At 72.0% G+C, this 15,890-nt stretch carries 17 protein-coding genes; 2 read left to right on the top strand and 15 right to left on the bottom strand.

What is annotated here, in order from left to right:
• Positions 1-109: 109 nt before the first annotated feature.
• The 3 genes from BLT28_RS19345 to BLT28_RS19355 all read right to left on the bottom strand — a co-directional run bounded on the left by BLT28_RS19345 (position 110) and on the right by BLT28_RS19355 (position 2,558).
• Positions 110-1,588 (bottom strand): potassium/proton antiporter, encoded by a 1,479-nt coding sequence (locus tag BLT28_RS19345; RefSeq protein WP_030430861.1) that lies wholly within the window; start codon positions 1,586-1,588, stop codon positions 110-112.
• A gap of 104 nt (positions 1,589-1,692) precedes the next feature.
• Positions 1,693-1,968, bottom strand: coding sequence for a DUF167 domain-containing protein (locus BLT28_RS19350; RefSeq protein ID WP_030430860.1), 276 nt, complete (start codon positions 1,966-1,968; stop codon positions 1,693-1,695).
• Entirely contained in the window at positions 1,968-2,558 is a 591-nt protein-coding gene (locus tag BLT28_RS19355; RefSeq protein ID WP_052407581.1) for a TetR/AcrR family transcriptional regulator, read from the bottom strand. The genes BLT28_RS19350 and BLT28_RS19355 overlap by 1 nt, the downstream gene beginning before the upstream one ends.
• Positions 2,559-2,618: 60 nt before the next feature.
• Here BLT28_RS19355 and BLT28_RS19360 point away from each other — a divergent pair, with 60 nt between their 5' ends.
• Both BLT28_RS19360 and BLT28_RS19365 read left to right on the top strand, forming a co-directional pair.
• Positions 2,619-3,143, top strand: a complete 525-nt coding sequence (locus BLT28_RS19360) for a hypothetical protein (RefSeq protein WP_063766621.1) — start codon at positions 2,619-2,621, stop codon at positions 3,141-3,143.
• Positions 3,144-3,219: 76 nt separating this feature from the next.
• Positions 3,220-3,684: a hypothetical protein gene (locus BLT28_RS19365; RefSeq protein WP_083383765.1), complete on the top strand. Its 465-nt coding sequence runs from the start codon at positions 3,220-3,222 to the stop codon at positions 3,682-3,684.
• 99 nt (positions 3,685-3,783) lie between these two features.
• Here BLT28_RS19365 and BLT28_RS19370 read toward each other — a convergent pair whose 3' ends face one another.
• The 12 genes from BLT28_RS19370 to murD form a co-directional block, all read right to left on the bottom strand.
• Positions 3,784-4,320, bottom strand: a complete 537-nt coding sequence (locus BLT28_RS19370) for a hypothetical protein (protein WP_030430856.1) — start codon at positions 4,318-4,320, stop codon at positions 3,784-3,786.
• Between the two features lie 19 nt (positions 4,321-4,339).
• Positions 4,340-5,152, bottom strand: coding sequence for a DivIVA-like cell division protein Wag31 (gene wag31, locus BLT28_RS19375; protein ID WP_030430855.1), 813 nt, complete (start codon positions 5,150-5,152; stop codon positions 4,340-4,342).
• 51 nt (positions 5,153-5,203) lie between these two features.
• Positions 5,204-5,488 (bottom strand): YggT family protein, encoded by a 285-nt coding sequence (locus tag BLT28_RS19380; protein WP_030430854.1) that lies wholly within the window; start codon positions 5,486-5,488, stop codon positions 5,204-5,206.
• A gap of 19 nt (positions 5,489-5,507) precedes the next feature.
• Entirely contained in the window at positions 5,508-6,134 is a 627-nt protein-coding gene (locus BLT28_RS19385) for a cell division protein SepF (RefSeq protein ID WP_030430853.1), read from the bottom strand.
• A gap of 70 nt (positions 6,135-6,204) precedes the next feature.
• Complete coding sequence (locus BLT28_RS19390; protein WP_030430852.1) at positions 6,205-6,924, bottom strand: YggS family pyridoxal phosphate-dependent enzyme; 720 nt, start codon at positions 6,922-6,924, stop codon at positions 6,205-6,207.
• 81 nt (positions 6,925-7,005) lie between these two features.
• Positions 7,006-7,710 carry a peptidoglycan editing factor PgeF gene (gene pgeF / locus BLT28_RS19395; protein ID WP_030430851.1) on the bottom strand — a complete coding sequence of 235 codons (705 nt, stop codon included), beginning with the start codon at positions 7,708-7,710 and terminating at the stop codon, positions 7,006-7,008.
• 87 nt (positions 7,711-7,797) lie between these two features.
• A complete protein-coding gene (gene ftsZ / locus BLT28_RS19400; protein WP_030430850.1) occupies positions 7,798-9,168 on the bottom strand; it encodes a cell division protein FtsZ in 1,371 nt (456 codons plus the stop codon).
• A gap of 439 nt (positions 9,169-9,607) precedes the next feature.
• On the bottom strand, positions 9,608-10,405 hold the full coding sequence (locus BLT28_RS19405) for a cell division protein FtsQ/DivIB (RefSeq protein ID WP_030430849.1): 798 nt from the start codon (positions 10,403-10,405) through the stop codon (positions 9,608-9,610).
• A complete protein-coding gene (murC, locus tag BLT28_RS19410; protein WP_231950870.1) occupies positions 10,402-11,781 on the bottom strand; it encodes a UDP-N-acetylmuramate--L-alanine ligase in 1,380 nt (459 codons plus the stop codon). The genes BLT28_RS19405 and murC overlap by 4 nt, the downstream gene beginning before the upstream one ends.
• Positions 11,782-11,848: 67 nt before the next feature.
• Positions 11,849-12,961 (bottom strand): undecaprenyldiphospho-muramoylpentapeptide beta-N-acetylglucosaminyltransferase, encoded by a 1,113-nt coding sequence (murG, locus tag BLT28_RS19415; protein WP_030430847.1) that lies wholly within the window; start codon positions 12,959-12,961, stop codon positions 11,849-11,851.
• A 40-nt stretch (positions 12,962-13,001) separates the two neighbouring features.
• Complete coding sequence (gene ftsW, locus BLT28_RS19420; protein ID WP_081900480.1) at positions 13,002-14,474, bottom strand: putative lipid II flippase FtsW; 1,473 nt, start codon at positions 14,472-14,474, stop codon at positions 13,002-13,004.
• 8 nt (positions 14,475-14,482) lie between these two features.
• Positions 14,483-15,886: a UDP-N-acetylmuramoyl-L-alanine--D-glutamate ligase gene (gene murD / locus BLT28_RS19425; protein ID WP_052407579.1), complete on the bottom strand. Its 1,404-nt coding sequence runs from the start codon at positions 15,884-15,886 to the stop codon at positions 14,483-14,485.
• Between the last annotated feature and the right edge of the window lie 4 nt (positions 15,887-15,890).

Genomic DNA, 15,890 nt, shown 5'->3' on the forward strand with positions numbered 1-15,890 from the left:
TCCACTCCAGTCGCCATCGTCCAGCGCGCTGAACTGCCACAGCGCGCAGTGCGCGTGCGCACCGGAACTGCCTCCACCGCAAGGCTGTGCGCTGCCGGCGCGGCCGAGATCACTCGCCCGACTCGCCCTTCCACCTGGCGTAGCGGCCCGCGCGGTCGATCGAGCGGATGCGCCGCTCCGCGTCCGCGCGAACCTCTTCGGTGGCAACGATCAGCAGCTGGTCGCCGACCTGCACGCGCGTGGTGGGCTGCGGGGTGAAACCGGCTTTCTCGCGCACCACAAGGCTCACCGTCGCCCCGACCGGCAGCCGCAGCTCGCTGAGGTAGACGCCGTGCAGCTTCGAGCCCTCGGGCACGCGCACCTGCAACAGCTCCGCACCCAGCTCGTCCAGCGGTGCGGAGTCGACCTCGATCTCCTGCGGCTCGCCACGGCGCACCAGCCCGAGCAACCGGGCCATCAACGGCAGCGTGGTGCCCTGCACCAGGGTCAGCACCACGACGAGCACGAACACCACGTCGATCAGCTGCTGGGCGCCGGGGACCTCCTGGGTCACCGGGATCAGCGCGAGCACGATCGGCACCGCGCCGCGGAGCCCGGACCAGGACAGGAAGACCTGCTCCCGCCAGGGAACCCGGAACGGCAGCGCGGAGGCGAGCACCGAAAGCGGGCGGGCGACCAGCACCAGGACCGCGCCGGTGATCAACGCCGGGATGATCACGCTCGGCAGCCGCCCCGGCGACGCGTACAGCCCGAGCAGCACGAACAACCCGATCTGCGCCAGCCAGCCGAGCCCTTCGGCGAAGGACAGGGTGTCACCGCGGTGCGGGAGCTTCGCGTTGCCCAGCACCAGTCCCGCGACGTAGGTGGCGAGCAGACCGGAGGCGTGCAGCTCCTGGCCCGCGGAGTACGCGAGGACGCAGACCGCGACTGTCGCAAGTGGATAGAGACCGGTGGCCGGAAGCGCCGCCCTGCGCAGCGCCTGGCCGCCGATCCAGCCGAGCGCGATGCCGACGACCGCGCCGACCGCCAGTTCGTAGACCACGAGCGCCGGTGTCCACCAACTGATGGGATCGGGACTGGCGAGAAGGACGACGGCGATGTACACCGGGGCGTCGTTGAGCCCCGACTCCAGCTCCAGGGTTCCGGAGATCCTGCGGTGCACGCCCAGTCCTCGCAGGACGCTGAACACCGCGGCTGCGTCGGTCGAGGAAACCACCGCGCCCCAGAGGAGCGCGGTCCGCCATTCGAGGTCGAGCAGGTAGTGCAGACCGGTCGCGGTGACACCGATGCTCACCGCGACGGCCACAGTGGACATCGCGATGCCGAGCCCGAGCGCGGGCCGGACGTTGCGCCACCGCGTGGTGAGGCCGCCTTCGGCGAGGATCACCACCAGCGCGGCGATCCCCAGGTACTGCGTGAGGCGGGCGTCGCTGAAGAGGATGCCGAAGCCCGCCTCCCCGAGTAACAGCCCGATCCCGAGGTAGAGCAACAGCGACGGCAAGCCCAGCCGCACCGAGGCCCGCACAGCGAGCACGGCGATCAGCACGACCAGCGCGCCGATCCCCAGTCCCAGCGACAGCTCCGCCACTCCGCCTCCAGCGCTCGTCGGGTGCGGGCACCATTGTCGCTGCTCGGTGCAAGAATCCGGAGTTGACAACGCTGCGCTCTCGGGTTTCGAAAGCGGTGTAACCCTCAGCCGAGCAGGTCGGCCAGCCGCCGCGCGGCGTCCTCCGGAGCCGGGTCGAGCTCGATCACCTTGTCCCGCCCGCGATCCCCGGCCACGATCGCGACGTCCTGCCGCCGCACCCCGAACGCCCTGGCCACCGCGCGGCGCACCGCCTCGTTGGCTTTTCCCTCGACCGCGGGCGCCGCGACCGAGACAACGAGGGCCGGGCGCTCCCCCGCGTCCCACCGCCCGCCGACGGAGTCCTTGCGGGCACCCGGTTTCACCCGGACGGCGAACCTCATCAGGTCAGCCCCGCGCTCAGCACGTCCACCATCTCGTCGAGATAAACCCGTTGTGCCGCACGGGTTTCCGGCAACATCGACGCGTTCATCCTGACCAGCTGCGTGTGTCCGATGTAGGTGGAGTACGCCACCAGCGCCCGCCGCCGGGCCTTCGCCGGGGACAGGCCCAGCTCCGCGACGATCTCGGCGATGTAGTCCACCCGCCGCTCGGTGACCCGCCGCAGCACCGGCGCCACCAGCGGATCGTCCGCGGCGGCCAGCAGCGCGAGCTCGATCGAGGGGTCCTCGTCCTCGGTGATCACCTTCGTGATCAGCAGCCGCAGCCTGCGCAGCGGGTCCGGCTCGTCCCGGACGGCGCTGATCACCGCGTCGGTGTGCTCGTCCTCCCAGCGCTCCAGCATCGCCGCGACGAGCGCGTCCCGGTTGGGGAAGTGGTGGTAGGCGCTGCCCTTGGTGGCGCCCAGCCGCGCCGCGAGCGGTTCGATGGCCACCGCGCGCAGCCCGCCCTCGTCCAGCGCCGTCAGCGCCGCCGCCGTCCAGTCCCGCCGCCCCAGCCGTTTCCTGGGTGCCACATCACGCTTGCCGACCACGCTCCATACGCTACCGTACGGTCAGCGCCATACGGTGGCGTATGGAACCGGAGGTGGCACATGATCCACAACGTGCACGAGCGGGAGCTGCCCGTCGGCACCGGACAGGCGGGCCCGCTGCTGGACGGGATCCTCGACCCCGACCGCACGATCTGGCCGGTCGAGCGCTGGCTGCCGATGACGATGGACCGCCCGCTCGGCGTCGGCGCCCGCGGCGGACACGGCCCGATCCCGTACGACTGCACCGCCTACGAGCCGGGCAGGCTGGTGGAGTTCACCTTCGCCCCGAGCCTGGGGCTCAAGGGCACGCACTCGCTCGAGGTGCTGCCCGGCCCGCGCCACGGGACCTCGCTCCTCCGGCACACCATCGCGGGCCGCCCCGAGGGCGTCATGCGCCTGTTGTGGCCGCTGGTGATCCGCTGGCTGCACGACGCGCTCCTGGAGGACCTCCTCGACCGCGCGGCCGCCGCGGTCGGCCATCCCCCCGCGCGCCCCAACCGCTGGCCCCTCTGGACCCGCCTGTGCTACCGCTTCCTGGAAACCAAGCCCTCGCCCCAGACCACCACCCGCGCCCGCCCTGAATGAGTCATTCAGGATCGCCACCGCGGCGCGGGGTGCGGGGGCGATCGGGGCGGTCCGGACGAGTAGAAGGGCAGAGGCGATGAAGCCGGTCCGTGCTGAGCTGAACCTGCGTGACGAGCGGGAGTTCAGCCTGGTGGACTACGGCACCAGCCATGCGTGGGCGGTGTTTCGCGGGATGCCTGTGCGCGATGACGACGTTCCGTTCGGATCTGCCGCCAAGGTGCTCGACGTCGTGTTCCTCGGTCTGGAGCGCATCGCCAGCTGGAGGCACGTCAAGTCATTGCACGTGCGGATGGCCGACCAGGCTCAGAAGGCCGCGCTGGAGGAGCGGATCGGCCGGATTCGCAGGTCGGACTCCGTCTACTTCATCGAGGAAGGTTCGCTCGAGCACTACGTCATCGCGTCTCGCGTCTACTGGGCCGAGTACGACCTGACCTACGACGCGGACAGCCCGCTCGTCGCGGACAGCCGGGTGGACGGCCCGGCGTACCGGCGGGCGAACCCGCCGCTCGGACCGATCCGCTACGCCGACTGGGAGCAGTAGACCAGCGCGGTGCTCGGCCCGGAAACGAGCCCGCAAACGAGTCAGTGGGGTGGGACCGCCTCTCCTGGGCAGTCCCACCCCACCGCACGTCTTTCTTCCCTACCTGGCCCGCAAGGTCCGGTGCACGGTGGCCAGTACCGCGTCCGGGGTGCACAGCGCGCACGGGGTGAACCCCAGCTCGCGTGCCTCACGCACCGGCAACGGCATCGTCGCGTGTCCCCGGACCCACTCGCAGCTGGGCAAGTGGTACCTGGGCCGCTCGTCGACCACCAGGACCTCGTCGGTCAGGCCCGCCACGACCAGCAGGTCGGCCGCGTCGGTGTCCTCCTCGGCGGGCTCCCGCCGAGATCGTCCGCTGTCGCTCTCCGGCACCGCCTCGGCGGCGGCGTCATCGGGGCCGGAGTTCGCCCCTGCGCCCGCCACCGTGGTGTCAGCGGTCTTCGCCTCCCTGGCCCGTCCGTCCGCCTCAGCGGCCGCGTCACGGCGCCTACGGCGTGCCCAGTCCAGGACCAGCACCACCGCGGCGGCCACGCTCAGCGCCACCGAGCCCCACGCCCATCCGGTCGTCCCGGAGGCGAGGGCGAGGACCAACAGGCCGAAAGCGGCCAGAACCAACAGCAGGACTGCGTACAGCACTTCTCGGGATCAGACCGGCTCAGCCGGCTTCCGCGGCACGGCTGCCGAAGGTGTAGCTCCCGCTGGAGCGGCCCTCGGACGGAGCGGCGGAGGAGCGTCCCTCCAGCTCACCGAGCTGCGACTTCAGGAAGGTGGTCAGCCGCGTGCGGTACTCCCGCTCGAACGTGCGCAGCCGGTCGATCTCCTTCTCCAGGGTGTTCTTCTCCTGGGTGATGTTGCCCATGACCTCGGCGTGCTTGCGCTGCGCGTCGCGCTCCAGCGCGGTCGACTTCTCCAGCGCCTTGCGCTCCAGCGTGTCGGAACGGGTGCGCGCGTCGTTGAGCATCGTCTCGGCGCGGGTGCGCGCCTCGTTGACCATGCTGTCGGCCTTGGCCCTGGCCTCCGACAGCAGCTGCTCGGACTTGGTGCGGGCCTCCGACAGCATGCCGTCGGACTCCGCCTTGGCCTCGGCGGTCAGCCGGTCGGCCATCTCCTGGGCCAGGCCGAGCACCTTGGCGGCCTGCACGTGGTGGTCGCCGCCGCCCGGGGAGGTCTGCTCCATCACGCTGGGCGGCGGGACCGGCGCCAGGCGGCGGGGCTCGTCCATCGAGCGCGCCGAGGGGACCGAGGCCGAGCGCGAACGCGCGTCGTCGAGCTCGGAACGGGCCGAGCCGAGCTGGGCGTCCAGCTCCTCGACCTGGGCACGCAGGTCGTTGTTCTCCTCGATCAGCCGGGCCAGTTCGCTCTCGACCATGTCGAGGAAGGCATCGACCTCGTCCTCGTTGTAGCCGCGTTTACCGATGGGCGGCTTGCTGAACGCGACGTTATGAACGTCGGCGGGGGTCAACGGCATCCTCAGATCACCTCACGCACTCCTGGCTGCTGGTCAGCCTCGGGTTCCCCGTTACCCGGGGCTTACCAGTCGCATCAGTATGAACACGACCAGCAGCAGCACCATAATCGACAAGTCCAGACCGACACCCCCGATTCGGACCATCGGGATCACTCGACGGGCCATCCGTACGGGTGGGTCGGTCACTGTGTAGATGGTCTCCAGCGTCACCGCAACCCCGCCGGCCGGTCGCCACTCCCGCGCGAACGCGCGAACCAGCTCGACCACGACCCGCGCCGTGAGCAACAACCAGAAGAAGAACAGCAGGTAGTACAGGACGACAAAGACCGGATTCACGCTTCTACTCTGCCACTTCTCAGCCGCGGTTGAGGAAGCCGCCTTCAGCGATCCTGCGCCGGTCCTCCGCGGTGACGTCCACGTTGGGCGGTGAGAGCAAGAACACCTTGTTGGTGACCTTGTCGAAGGCGCCGCGCAGGGCGAATGCCAGCCCGGCCGAGAAGTCCACCAGCCTACGGGCGTCGGCGTTGTCCATCTCGGTCAGGTTGATGATCACCGGGATGCCGTCGCGGTAGTGCTCCCCGATCGTCCGCGCCTCGCTGTAGCTGCGCGGATGCAGCGTGGTGATCCGGCTGAGCGGGTGCGCCGGGTGCTCGATCGGCGGCCGCACGCGGCCGACCGGCTCGTGGTCGGGCTCCACCGCGAGCGCACCGCGGGTGGGCGGGCTGCCCGCCCAGCGGTTACCGCGCGTGCGGTCCGGCTCGACGTCGTAGTCGCCCGCGTCGTCGGCGTAGTCGTCGGCGAGCTCGGGCTGGTAGCGACCGAACCGGCGGCGGCGCGAGGAGCGCTCCGGGTACGGCTCGTAGTCGTCGGTGTCGGCGGCGTAGTCGTCGGAGTAGTCGCCACGCCGGTAGTCGCGGTCGTAGTCCACCTCGTCGGCGGGGACCATCCCGAAGTAGGCCTTCAGCTTCTGCAGCCCGCTCATCGCCAGCCCTTCCCCGTCGTCAGACGCGACTCCTCACCGCCGAGAGCAGCGGCGCCGCCCCGTCGACTTGCTAGAGCGAGGCTAACCGCCGACCTCCGAGCAGGGAGGTTCCGACACGCACCAAGGTCGAGCCGTGAGCTATCGCCGCCTCCAGATCTTGGCTCATCCCGGCGGAGATCTCCACGGCATTCGGGTGATCAAGGAGCACTTTTGCGGCCGACTCGGCCAGCGCGGCGAAGGCCCGCTCGGGCTCCCAGAAACGTGGTGCGACAGTCATCACACCCCGCAGTTCGAGTTGCTCCGAACGGGCTACATGGTCCGCCAATGCGGGCAGATCCGGTAACGGAGAGCCACCACGCGCCGGGTCGCCGTCGATGCTCGCCTGGATCAGCACCTCCAGCGGCCCGTCGCGCTCCCCGGCCTCCCTTGCGGCCGCGACGGCCTTCGTGAACGCGTCGGCGAGCCTGGGGCTGTCCACGGTCTGCACCACCGAGGCCCACCGGGTGACCGAGCGCGCCTTGTTCCGCTGCACGTTGCCGATCATGTGCAGTCGCGGCGCCGGCTCGCGCAGCTCCTCGGCCTTGGCGCGGGCCTCCTGGTCCCGGTTCTCGCCGAACTCGGTCATCCCGAGCTCGGCGAGCAGGGCGATGTCGGTGGCCGGGAAGGTCTTGGTGACCGGCAGCAGCCGGACCTCGTCCGCGCGGCGCCCGGCGGCGGCGCAGGCGGCGTCGATCCGCGCCCGCAGCCCGGCGAGCGCCTCGGCCAGCTCGGCCCTGCGGTCGTCGGTCATGACTGAAGTCCCTCCGTGGCTCGGGTCACAACGATCGGGGGTCGTCCGTCCGCGCGGCGGCTGCGCCGAACGGTCACCGCCTCACTGCTCCATCCAGACGACCGCGGCCAGTCGCCCGGTCGGGGCCTGCCTGCGGTGGCTGAACAAGGATTGCTCCTCGACCGTGCACCGGGGGTCGAGCCCGATGCGGCCCACCCCCGCGTCGGCCAGCTGCTGCCAGAGCCCGGCGCGCAGGTCGAGCCCGGGAGTGCCGGACCGCGTCCTGCACGCGCTGCCCGGCAGGTGCCGTTCGACGTCGGCCTGCATCGAAGCGGGCACCTCGTAGCACTCGCCGCACACCGACGGGCCGAGCAGCGCCTCGATCCGCCCCGGCTCCGCGCCCTGCTCCCGCATCGCCTCCAGCGTCGCGGGGATCACGCCGACCCGCGCGCCCACCCGCCCGGCGTGCACGGCGGCGACCACCCCGGCCTCGGCGTCGCCGAGCAGCACGGGGACGCAGTCCGCGACGAGCGCGACCAGCGCCAGCCCCGGCTCGGTGGTGACCAGCGCGTCGGTGGCCTCGAGGGGTTCGGCGACGGGGCCCTTCACCACGCCGACCGTGCGGCCGTGCACCTGCTCCATCCACACCAGCCGATCGGGGGTCAGCCCGATCCCCTCGGCCAGGCGCACGCGGTTGGCCCGCACGGCGGCCGGATCGTCCCCGACGTGATCACCCAGGTTGAACGACTCGTAGGGCGCGCGGGAGGCGCCGCCCTGCCTGGTCGTGATCACCCGACGAACCCGCACACCCGCTCCTTCCACCAGGAGAGCTCATTCTCCACCACGAAAACGGCCGGACTCGAAGCGAGTCCGGCCGGCAACGTGAAGGGTGGTTCAGCGGCGCATGAACGGGGGGACGTCGACCTCGTCGTCCTCCGGGTCGTCGCTGACCGGGACCGAGCGCGACGGCAGGCCGTGCCCGCCGAGGCCGTGCCCGGGCAGACCGACCGGCGGGGTCGGGTTGGTGCGCTGCACCGGCGACTCGACCGGCGGGGTCGGGTTCGCCGGCTGGTAGGTGCTGACCTGCGGCTCCGGCTGCTGGACCGGCTGCACCGCGGTCTGCTGGACGGGGGGCTGCTGCACGGGCTGCTGGATCGGCGCCGCCTGCTGCACGGGCGCCTGCTGGACCGGGGCCGGTTCCGGCTGCGGCGGTGGCTGCTGCACCGGCTCCTGGTGCTGGCCGACGTGGCCCGCCTGGCCGGAGGCGACCGGGCCGCGGCTGGTGACCGCGGTGGGCTCCAGTTTCTTGTGGGTGGGGGTGCCGCCGTCGAAGCCCGCGGCGATCACCGTCACCCGCACCTCGTCGCCGAGGGAGTCGTCGATGACCGTACCGAAGATGATGTTGGCCTCGGGGTGCGCCGCCTCCTGGACCAGCGACGCCGCCTCGTTGATCTCGAACAGACCGAGGTCGGAGCCGCCGGAGATGGACAGCAGCACGCCGTGCGCGCCCTCCATCGAGGCCTCCAGCAGCGGCGAGTTGATCGCCTTCTCCGCCGCCTGCACCGCCCGGCCCTCACCGCGCGCGGAGCCGATGCCCATCAGCGCGCTGCCCGCGCCGGACATGACGCTCTTGACGTCGGCGAAGTCCAGGTTGATCAGACCGGGGGTGGTGATCAGGTTGGTGATGCCCTGGACACCGGAGAGCAGCACCTCGTCCGCCGAGCGGAAGGCGTCCATCAGGCTCACGCCGACGTCGCCGAGCTGCAGCAACCGGTCGTTGGGGATCACGATCAGCGTGTCGCACTCGTTGCGCAGCTGCTGGATGCCCTCTTCGGCCTGCTTGGCGCGGCGCTTGCCCTCGAAGGAGAACGGCCGGGTGACCACACCGATGGTCAGCGCGCCGAGCTTGCGGGCGATCGAGGCGACGACCGGAGCGCCACCGGTGCCCGTGCCACCGCCCTCGCCCGCGGTCACGAAGACCATGTCGGCCCCCTTGAGGACCTCCTCGATCTCCTCCTTGTGGTCGTGCGCGGCCTTGCCGCCGACCTCGGGGTTGGCGCCTGCACCGAGACCCCTGGTCAGCTCGCGGCCGATGTCGAGCTTGACGTCGGCGTCGGACATCAGCAGTGCCTGGGCGTCGGTGTTCACCGCGATGAACTCGACACCCTTCAAGCCCACCTCGATCATGCGGTTGACGGCGTTGACCCCGCCGCCGCCGATGCCGACGACCTTGATCACCGCGAGGTAGTTGTGCGGGGGCGTCATCGGTCCGCCTTCCTGATCGTGGCTCGTGTGCGTGGAAAGTTCGGTGGTTGCGGGCTGGACTCCTCGCCACCCGGCGCCAAGCCCGGACTTGTCAACCCATGTCCCTCCGTCCGGACGTTAAGCACGCCTCGACGCGAGGTCCAGTAGCCACGCCGCGTGTGTCCACACCCGTGACCAGGCTGACGAAAATCCCTGGCCCAGGCCACAGAGGGTGACGCGACGGTCACTCCGTCGGGCAACACCCGCCGGAGACCGAGACGCCCCAGACCCCCTCGATCGGCGCGAACCAGATCCCAACCGCCCCATACGTTACCGAGCGGCCGGTCCCGGGGTTCGCGGTCGGTCCGGATTTCCCCCACCCCGCGGCAGACCGACCGACCGGTAGGAAAGTTCTTGCAGCTCATGGAGTTGCGCCATGTAGTCCACTGTGGACGGTGTTTCAGGACACCGTCGGCAGGTCCGGGCTGGAGACGTTGTAGGTCGAGCCCTGCCGGGTCAGCAGCACCAGCAGCACCTCGGCCTTGCGCGGCGAGTCGGCCGTGCCGCCCCAGCGGACCTCGCGGTCACCGGAGAGCGCCAGCCGGATGTCACCGGGACTTTCCGCGCTGATCACCTGCACGTCGACGCGCAGTTTCTCCGGCAGCGCGGTGAGCACCCCGACCGCGGCCAGCGTCGTCGGGTCGTCCGGGGCGATGCGGGCCAGCTTGAGCAGGGGCAGCCCCGGCGGCGCGGCGGGCACGGTGGCGTAGGGCGTTCCGGTTCGGTCGACCAGCTTGGTGCCGTCCTCGGCCGGGAAGACCGCGACCGGCGTGCGCTCGACCACCGAGATCGTCACCGTCGACGGCAGCGACCAGTCCACCTCGGCCGACTCCACCACCGGCAGCGCCTTCACCCGCGCGGCGACGCCGGAGCTGCTCAGCCGCAGGATCGGGTGCCCGTCCGGGATCGCGGCGGCGGCGCGGACCTCCTCGGCGGTGATCGTCTTCGTCCCGGCCACCTCGACCGTGCGGACACCGAGCACCGAGGTGAACAGCCCGACGTAGCCGAGCGCGAGCAGGACCAGCACGACCAGCAGCACCATCCACGGGCGGACCCGGGACCGGACGCGGCGGACCGGACGGCGTCCGCCCCGGCCCCGCGGCGGGGGACGGCGCCCGCCGCGCACGGGCGGAGCGCCCCGCCGCGTGGCGGAGCGCTCCCGTGCCGGGGGCGTGCCTTCCCGGCCGCCCCTGGTCACGCCCCGGGCTCCCGGTCGAGTTCGGCGAGCACCTCGGGGCCGAGCATGGTCACGTCGCCCGCGCCCATGGTGATCACCAGATCGCCCGGCCGGGCCAGCGCGGCCAGGTGCTTCGGCGCGTCGGTGATCGAGGGCTCGTAGTGCACGCTGCCCTCGGGCAGCCGGACCAGCTCGGCCACCGTCGCCCCGCTGACGCCGGGCTCGGGCTCCTCTCGGGCGCCGAAGACGTCCAGCACCACCACGTGGTCGGCCAGGGCCAGCGCCTCGGCGAACTCCTCGGCGAACAGCCGGGTGCGCGAGTACAGGTGCGGCTGGAAGGCCACGATCAGCCTGCCCTCGCCCGCCACCGGGCGCGCCGCCGTGAGCTGCGCGGCGACCTCGGTCGGGTGGTGGGCGTAGTCGTCGTAGACCCGCACGCCGCGCGTCTGGCCCTTGAACTCGAAGCGCCGCCGGACTCCCCCGAACGCGGCCAGGCCCGCGGACAGCCCGTCCAACGGGGCGCCCAGCTCCAGCCCGGCGAGCAGCGCGGCGACCGCGTTGGCCGCCATGTGCTCACCGGCCACCGCGACGTCCACGGTGATCGGATCGGTGGAACCGTTGTCCGCCAACTGCTTCGGCAGCCGCAGCGTGACCCTGCCGCCGGTGTCGGCCGGTTCGTAGCCCAGGATCTGCGCGTCGTTCTCGCCCGTCGCGGCGCGGCCGTAGCGGCGCACCCGGACACCGGCGGCCTCGGCCCGGTCGGCGAGCGCGGCCGACCCCGCGTCGTCGGCGCAGGCGATCAGCACGCCGCCGGGGGTGATCCGCTCCACGAAGGCGTCGAAGACCGCCACGTAGGCGTCGACGGTGCCGTGGTGGTCGAGGTGGTCGGCCTCCACGTTGGTCACCACCGCCACCGACGGCGAGAACACCAGGAACGAGCCGTCGCTCTCGTCGGCCTCGGCGACGAAGATCCCGCCGGAACCGTGGTGCGCGTTCGCCCCGGACTCGTTGAGGTCGCCGCCGATGGCGAAGGACGGGTCGAGCCTGCAGTGCTGCAGGGCCACGGTCAGCATCGACGTGGTCGAGGTCTTGCCGTGGGTGCCCGCCATGCAGGCCACCCGGTGCCCGGACATCAGCGCGGCCAGCGCCTCCGCCCGGCGCAGCACGGTGATCCCGCGCTTCTGCGCCGCGACCAGCTCCGGGTTGTCGGGGCGGATCGCGGTGGAGACCACGACCGCGGTCGGCCCGCCGGGAACCTGGTCGAGGTGCCACGCCTCGTGCCCGAGGCCGATGTGCGCCCCCTGCGCTTTCAGCGCGAGCACGGTGCGCGAGTCCTTGGCGTCGGAGCCGGACACCTGCGCGCCCCTGGCCAGCAGGATGCGGGCGATCCCGCTCATCCCGGCGCCGCCGATGCCGACCAGGTGCGTCCTGGCCAGTCTCAGGTCGAGATCGGTCACTGTTCGTTCAGCCCTTCATGACGCCGAGGACGACGCGGGCCAGCGCTTCGTCGGCCTCGCGGTGACCGCTGCCCTGCGCGGCCGCGCCCATCTTCGCGATGCGCTCGGCGTCGCGCAGCAGCGGGATCACGGTGTCGATGACCGACCGCGGCGTCAGGTCGGCGTCGTTGATCATCAGCGCGCCGCCCGCGTCCACGATCGGCTGACCGTTGAGCGCCTGCTCGCCGTTGCCGTGCGGCAGCGGCACGAACACCGCCGGCAACCCGACCGCGGAGACCTCGGCGACGGTCATCGCGCCGGAGCGGCAGAGCACCACGTCGGCGGCGGCGTAGGCCAGGTCCATCCGCTCCAGGTACGGCACCGGCTGGTAGATCGGCGCGCCGGGCACGCCCTGCACGGCGAGGGAGTTCTTCGGGCCGTGCGCGTGCAGCACGCCGATCCCGGCCTGGCCGAGCGCGACGGCCGCACCGGAGACGGCGTTGTTCAGCGACTGCGCGCCCTGCGAGCCGCCCACCACCAGCAGCGTCGGCGCGGTCGGGTGCAGGCCGAAGTGGCGGCGGGCCTCCGCTCGCAGCGACATCCGGTCCAGCGAGGTGATCGAGCGGCGCAGCGGGATGCCGAGCACCTTCGCGTCCGGCAGGCCGCTGCCGGGCACCGCGGCGGCGACGGCGGCGGCGAACTTCGCGCCGACCTTGTTCGCCAGGCCCGCACGGGCGTTGGCCTCGTGCACCACGATCGGCACCCGGCCGCGCGCGGCGAGGTAGGCGGGCAGGGCGACGTAGCCGCCGAAGCCCACCACGACGCTGGCCCGGTGCCGCTCGAAGATCTCCCTGGTCTGCTTGATCGCCCCGCGCACCTTCAGCGGCAGCTTGAGCAGGTCGGGGCTGGGCTTGCGCGGCAGCGGCACCGGCGGGATCAGCTCCAGCTGGTAGCCACGGGCGGGAACGATCTTCGTCTCCAGGCCGCGCGCGGTGCCGAGCGCGACCACCCGCGCGTCCGGGCGAAGCCTGCGCACCGCGTCGGCCAGCGCCAGCGCGGGCTCGATGTGTCCGGCGGTTCCGCCGCCTGCCACGACCACGCACGGGCTCGTGGTGCTGATGGAGCCGTCCTGCCCGTTCACTAGTGGTGCTCTCCTGTCTGTCGCCGCCGACCCGGTGCGGTCAGCGGTAGTCCTGCGCCTGCCGCCAGTTCCCGCGCCGCCTGGCGTCCGCGGCCGCGGGGTTGCGCCGCGTCCTGCGGCGGTCGTCGAGCTGGTGCGTCGCGCTGCCGCGGTGCACCGCCGGTCTGCCCGCGGGCTTCGGCGGGACAGCCGCCCTCGCGGTCCTGCGGCGGGCCGGGGGCCGGTACGGCTCCGGTGCGGGCAGCCGCAGGAGGCGGCCCACTCTGCCAGGTCCCAGCGAACGCAGTGCGGCCACCGCCTCCGGTTCGTGCCGGGCGAAGTTCGCCAGCAGGCCGAAGACCACCATCGTCATCACCTGCGAGGTGCCACCGGAGGAGATCAGCGGCAGCTGCAGGCCGGTGACCGGCAGCAGGCCGACCACATAGCCCATGTTGATCGCGGCCTGGGCGACCAGCCACACCGTGAAGGTCGCCGACACCAGGCGGATCCACGGGTCGGTGTTGCGCATGGCGATGCGCAGCCCGGAGTAGGCCAGCAGGCCGAACAGCGTCAGCACGAGCAGACAGCCGACCAGCCCCAGCTCCTCGCCGATCACCGCGAAGATGAAGTCGTTGTGCACGTTGGGCAGGTACCGCCACTTGGCGCTGCCCTGGCCCAGCCCGACCCCGAACAGCCCGCCGTCGGCGAGGGCGTAGAGCGCCTGGGAGGCCTGGTAGACCGAGTCGCCCGAGGCGTTCTCCGGGTCGAAGAACGAGGTCAGCCGGTCCAGCCGGTAGCCGGCGGTCACCGCGAGCACGCCGAAGCCGGTCGCGGCGCCGAGCGCGAGCACGCCGAACAGCCGCATCGGCGCCCCGGCGAACCACAGCAGCGCCAGCACGATGATGATCAGCGTGACCGTGCTGCCCAGGTCCGGCTGGAGCATCAGCAGCGCGAACATCAGCAGCGCGGCGGGCATCACCGGGACCAGGATGTGCCGCCACTGGTGCAGCAGCGCGCGCTTGGTCGCCAGGACGTGCCCACCCCACAGCGCGAGCGCGATCTTGGCGGGCTCCACCGGCTGGAAGGACACCGGCCCGATCTTGAACCAGCTCTGCGCGCCGTTGAGCTTCGCGCCGACCCCCGGCAGCAGCACCATCACCAGCAGCAGCACGCTGATCCCCATGAACACCAGGGTCATCCGCCGGATCACCCGCAGCGGCATCCGCAGGATCAGCCAGAACAGCACGAGCCCGACCACGGTGTAGGCCAACTGCTTGACGAACACCGAGTAGGAGGAGCCCTCCTTGGAGTAGGACTCCACGCTGGACGCGGACAGCACCATGATCAGGCCGAGCACGGTGAGCAGGCCGAAAACGGCGAGGATCAGGTGGAAGGAAGCCAGCGGGCGGCTCAGCCACGCGGTGAGCGCGCTGCGCATCGACGAGGCCCGCCCCTGACGCTCGCGCCGGATCGAGCGGGGCTTCTTCGCCGTCGCCGTCGCGTTCGCTGTGCTTTCCTCGGTGCTTCGCGGCATCGCGTCGCTCACCCTGCCCGGTCGGTCAGTTCCTTGACGGCCTCGGCGAACACCCGTCCGCGGTGCGGGTAGTCCTCGAACATGTCCATGGACGCGGCCGCGGGCGCCAGCAGGACGACGTCACCCGGTCGAGCCATTGCGCGCGCCGCGCGCACCACCTCGGTCATGGCCCCATGGTCCCCCGCCGTCACCTCGTGCACGGGAACCTCGGGTGCGTGTCGCGCGAGCGCGTCCGCGATCACCGCGCGGTCGGCGCCCAGCAGCACCACTCCGGCGAGCCGATCGGCCGCCCCGGCGACGAGGTCGTCGACCACCGCGCCCTTGAGCAGCCCGCCCGCGATCCAGACCACCCGGTCGTGGGTGGCCAGGGAGGCGGCCGCCGCGTGCGGGTTGGTGGCCTTGGAGTCGTCGATCCAGCGGACGCCCTCGTGCTCGGCGACGAGCACCGAGCGGTGCGGGTTCGGGGTGAAGTCGCGCAGGCCCTTGCCGACCGCCTCCGCGGGCACGCCGTGCGCCCTGGCCAGCGCGGCCGCGGCGAGGGCGTTGGCCACGTTGTACGGACCGGGCGGGTTCACGTCGGCGACGTCCGCCAGGACGGTTCCGTCCCCGAAAGCACGGTCCACCAGGGCATCCCCGCGCACACCGAGCTGTCCCGGGCCGGGCTCGCCGAGGGTGAAGCCGACCCTGCGGTCCTTGCCCTCGCTCAGCTTCGTCGACCACGCGTCGTCGGCGTTGTAGATCGCGACGCCGCTGCCCGCGTGGATCCGGCCCTTCGCGGCCGCGTACTCCTCGATCGAGCCGTGCCAGTCGAGGTGGTCCTCGGCGACGTTGACGACTGCGGAGGCGTTCATCCGCAGCGAGGACGACCAGTGCAGCTGGAAGCTGGACAGCTCGACGGCGAGCACGTCGTAGCCCCCGCGGACCGCGGCGACGACCGGCAGGCCGACGTTGCCGCAGGCCACCGCGTTCACCCCGGCGGCACGCAGGATCGAGGTCAGCATGGTGACCGTGGTGGTCTTGCCGTTGGTCCCGGTGACCGCGAGCCACGCGGGCGGGTTCGGCCGTCGCTGGGCCAGCCGCCACGCGAACTCGACCTCGCCGATCACCTCGATGCCCCGCTCGGCCGCGGCGACCAGCAACGGGGACGTGGGCCGCCAGCCGGGGCTGGTCACCACGAGGTCGGTGCCCTCGGGCGGCGCGGTGAGCCCGACCGCGGTGCCGATCCCCGCGTCCAGCCCGCCGAAGCGCTCCGGGGCGGAGTCGGTGACCGTGACCGCGGCGCCCTCGGCGAGCAGCGCGGCCGCCGCCGACCGGCCGGAGATCCCGGCCCCGGCGACCAGGACCGACTTCCCCGCGTAGCTGATGCTCGATCCCGCAAGCGGATCTTCGGCAATGCCGTCCACAGTCGACATAACG

This window comes from Allokutzneria albata, from assembly GCF_900103775.1.
Taxonomy (GTDB): domain Bacteria; phylum Actinomycetota; class Actinomycetes; order Mycobacteriales; family Pseudonocardiaceae; genus Allokutzneria; species Allokutzneria albata.

Bases quoted from the DNA above. Each gene is read 5' to 3' on its own strand.
- BLT28_RS19350 (WP_030430860.1), bottom strand. From the start codon at position 1,968: ATGAGGTTCGCCGTCCGGGTGAAACCGGGTGCCCGCAAGGACTCCGTC.
- BLT28_RS19360 (WP_063766621.1), top strand. From the start codon at position 2,619: ATGATCCACAACGTGCACGAGCGGGAGCTGCCCGTCGGCACCGGACAG.
- BLT28_RS19365 (WP_083383765.1), top strand. From the start codon at position 3,220: ATGAAGCCGGTCCGTGCTGAGCTGAACCTGCGTGACGAGCGGGAGTTC.
- wag31 (WP_030430855.1), bottom strand. From the start codon at position 5,152: ATGCCGTTGACCCCCGCCGACGTTCATAACGTCGCGTTCAGCAAGCCG.
- BLT28_RS19385 (WP_030430853.1), bottom strand. From the start codon at position 6,134: ATGAGCGGGCTGCAGAAGCTGAAGGCCTACTTCGGGATGGTCCCCGCC.
- BLT28_RS19390 (WP_030430852.1), bottom strand. From the start codon at position 6,924: ATGACCGACGACCGCAGGGCCGAGCTGGCCGAGGCGCTCGCCGGGCTG.
- ftsZ (WP_030430850.1), bottom strand. From the start codon at position 9,168: ATGACGCCCCCGCACAACTACCTCGCGGTGATCAAGGTCGTCGGCATC.
- murC (WP_231950870.1), bottom strand. From the start codon at position 11,781: ATGAGCGGGATCGCCCGCATCCTGCTGGCCAGGGGCGCGCAGGTGTCC.
- ftsW (WP_081900480.1), bottom strand. From the start codon at position 14,474: ATGCCGCGAAGCACCGAGGAAAGCACAGCGAACGCGACGGCGACGGCG.
- murD (WP_052407579.1), bottom strand. From the start codon at position 15,886: ATGTCGACTGTGGACGGCATTGCCGAAGATCCGCTTGCGGGATCGAGC.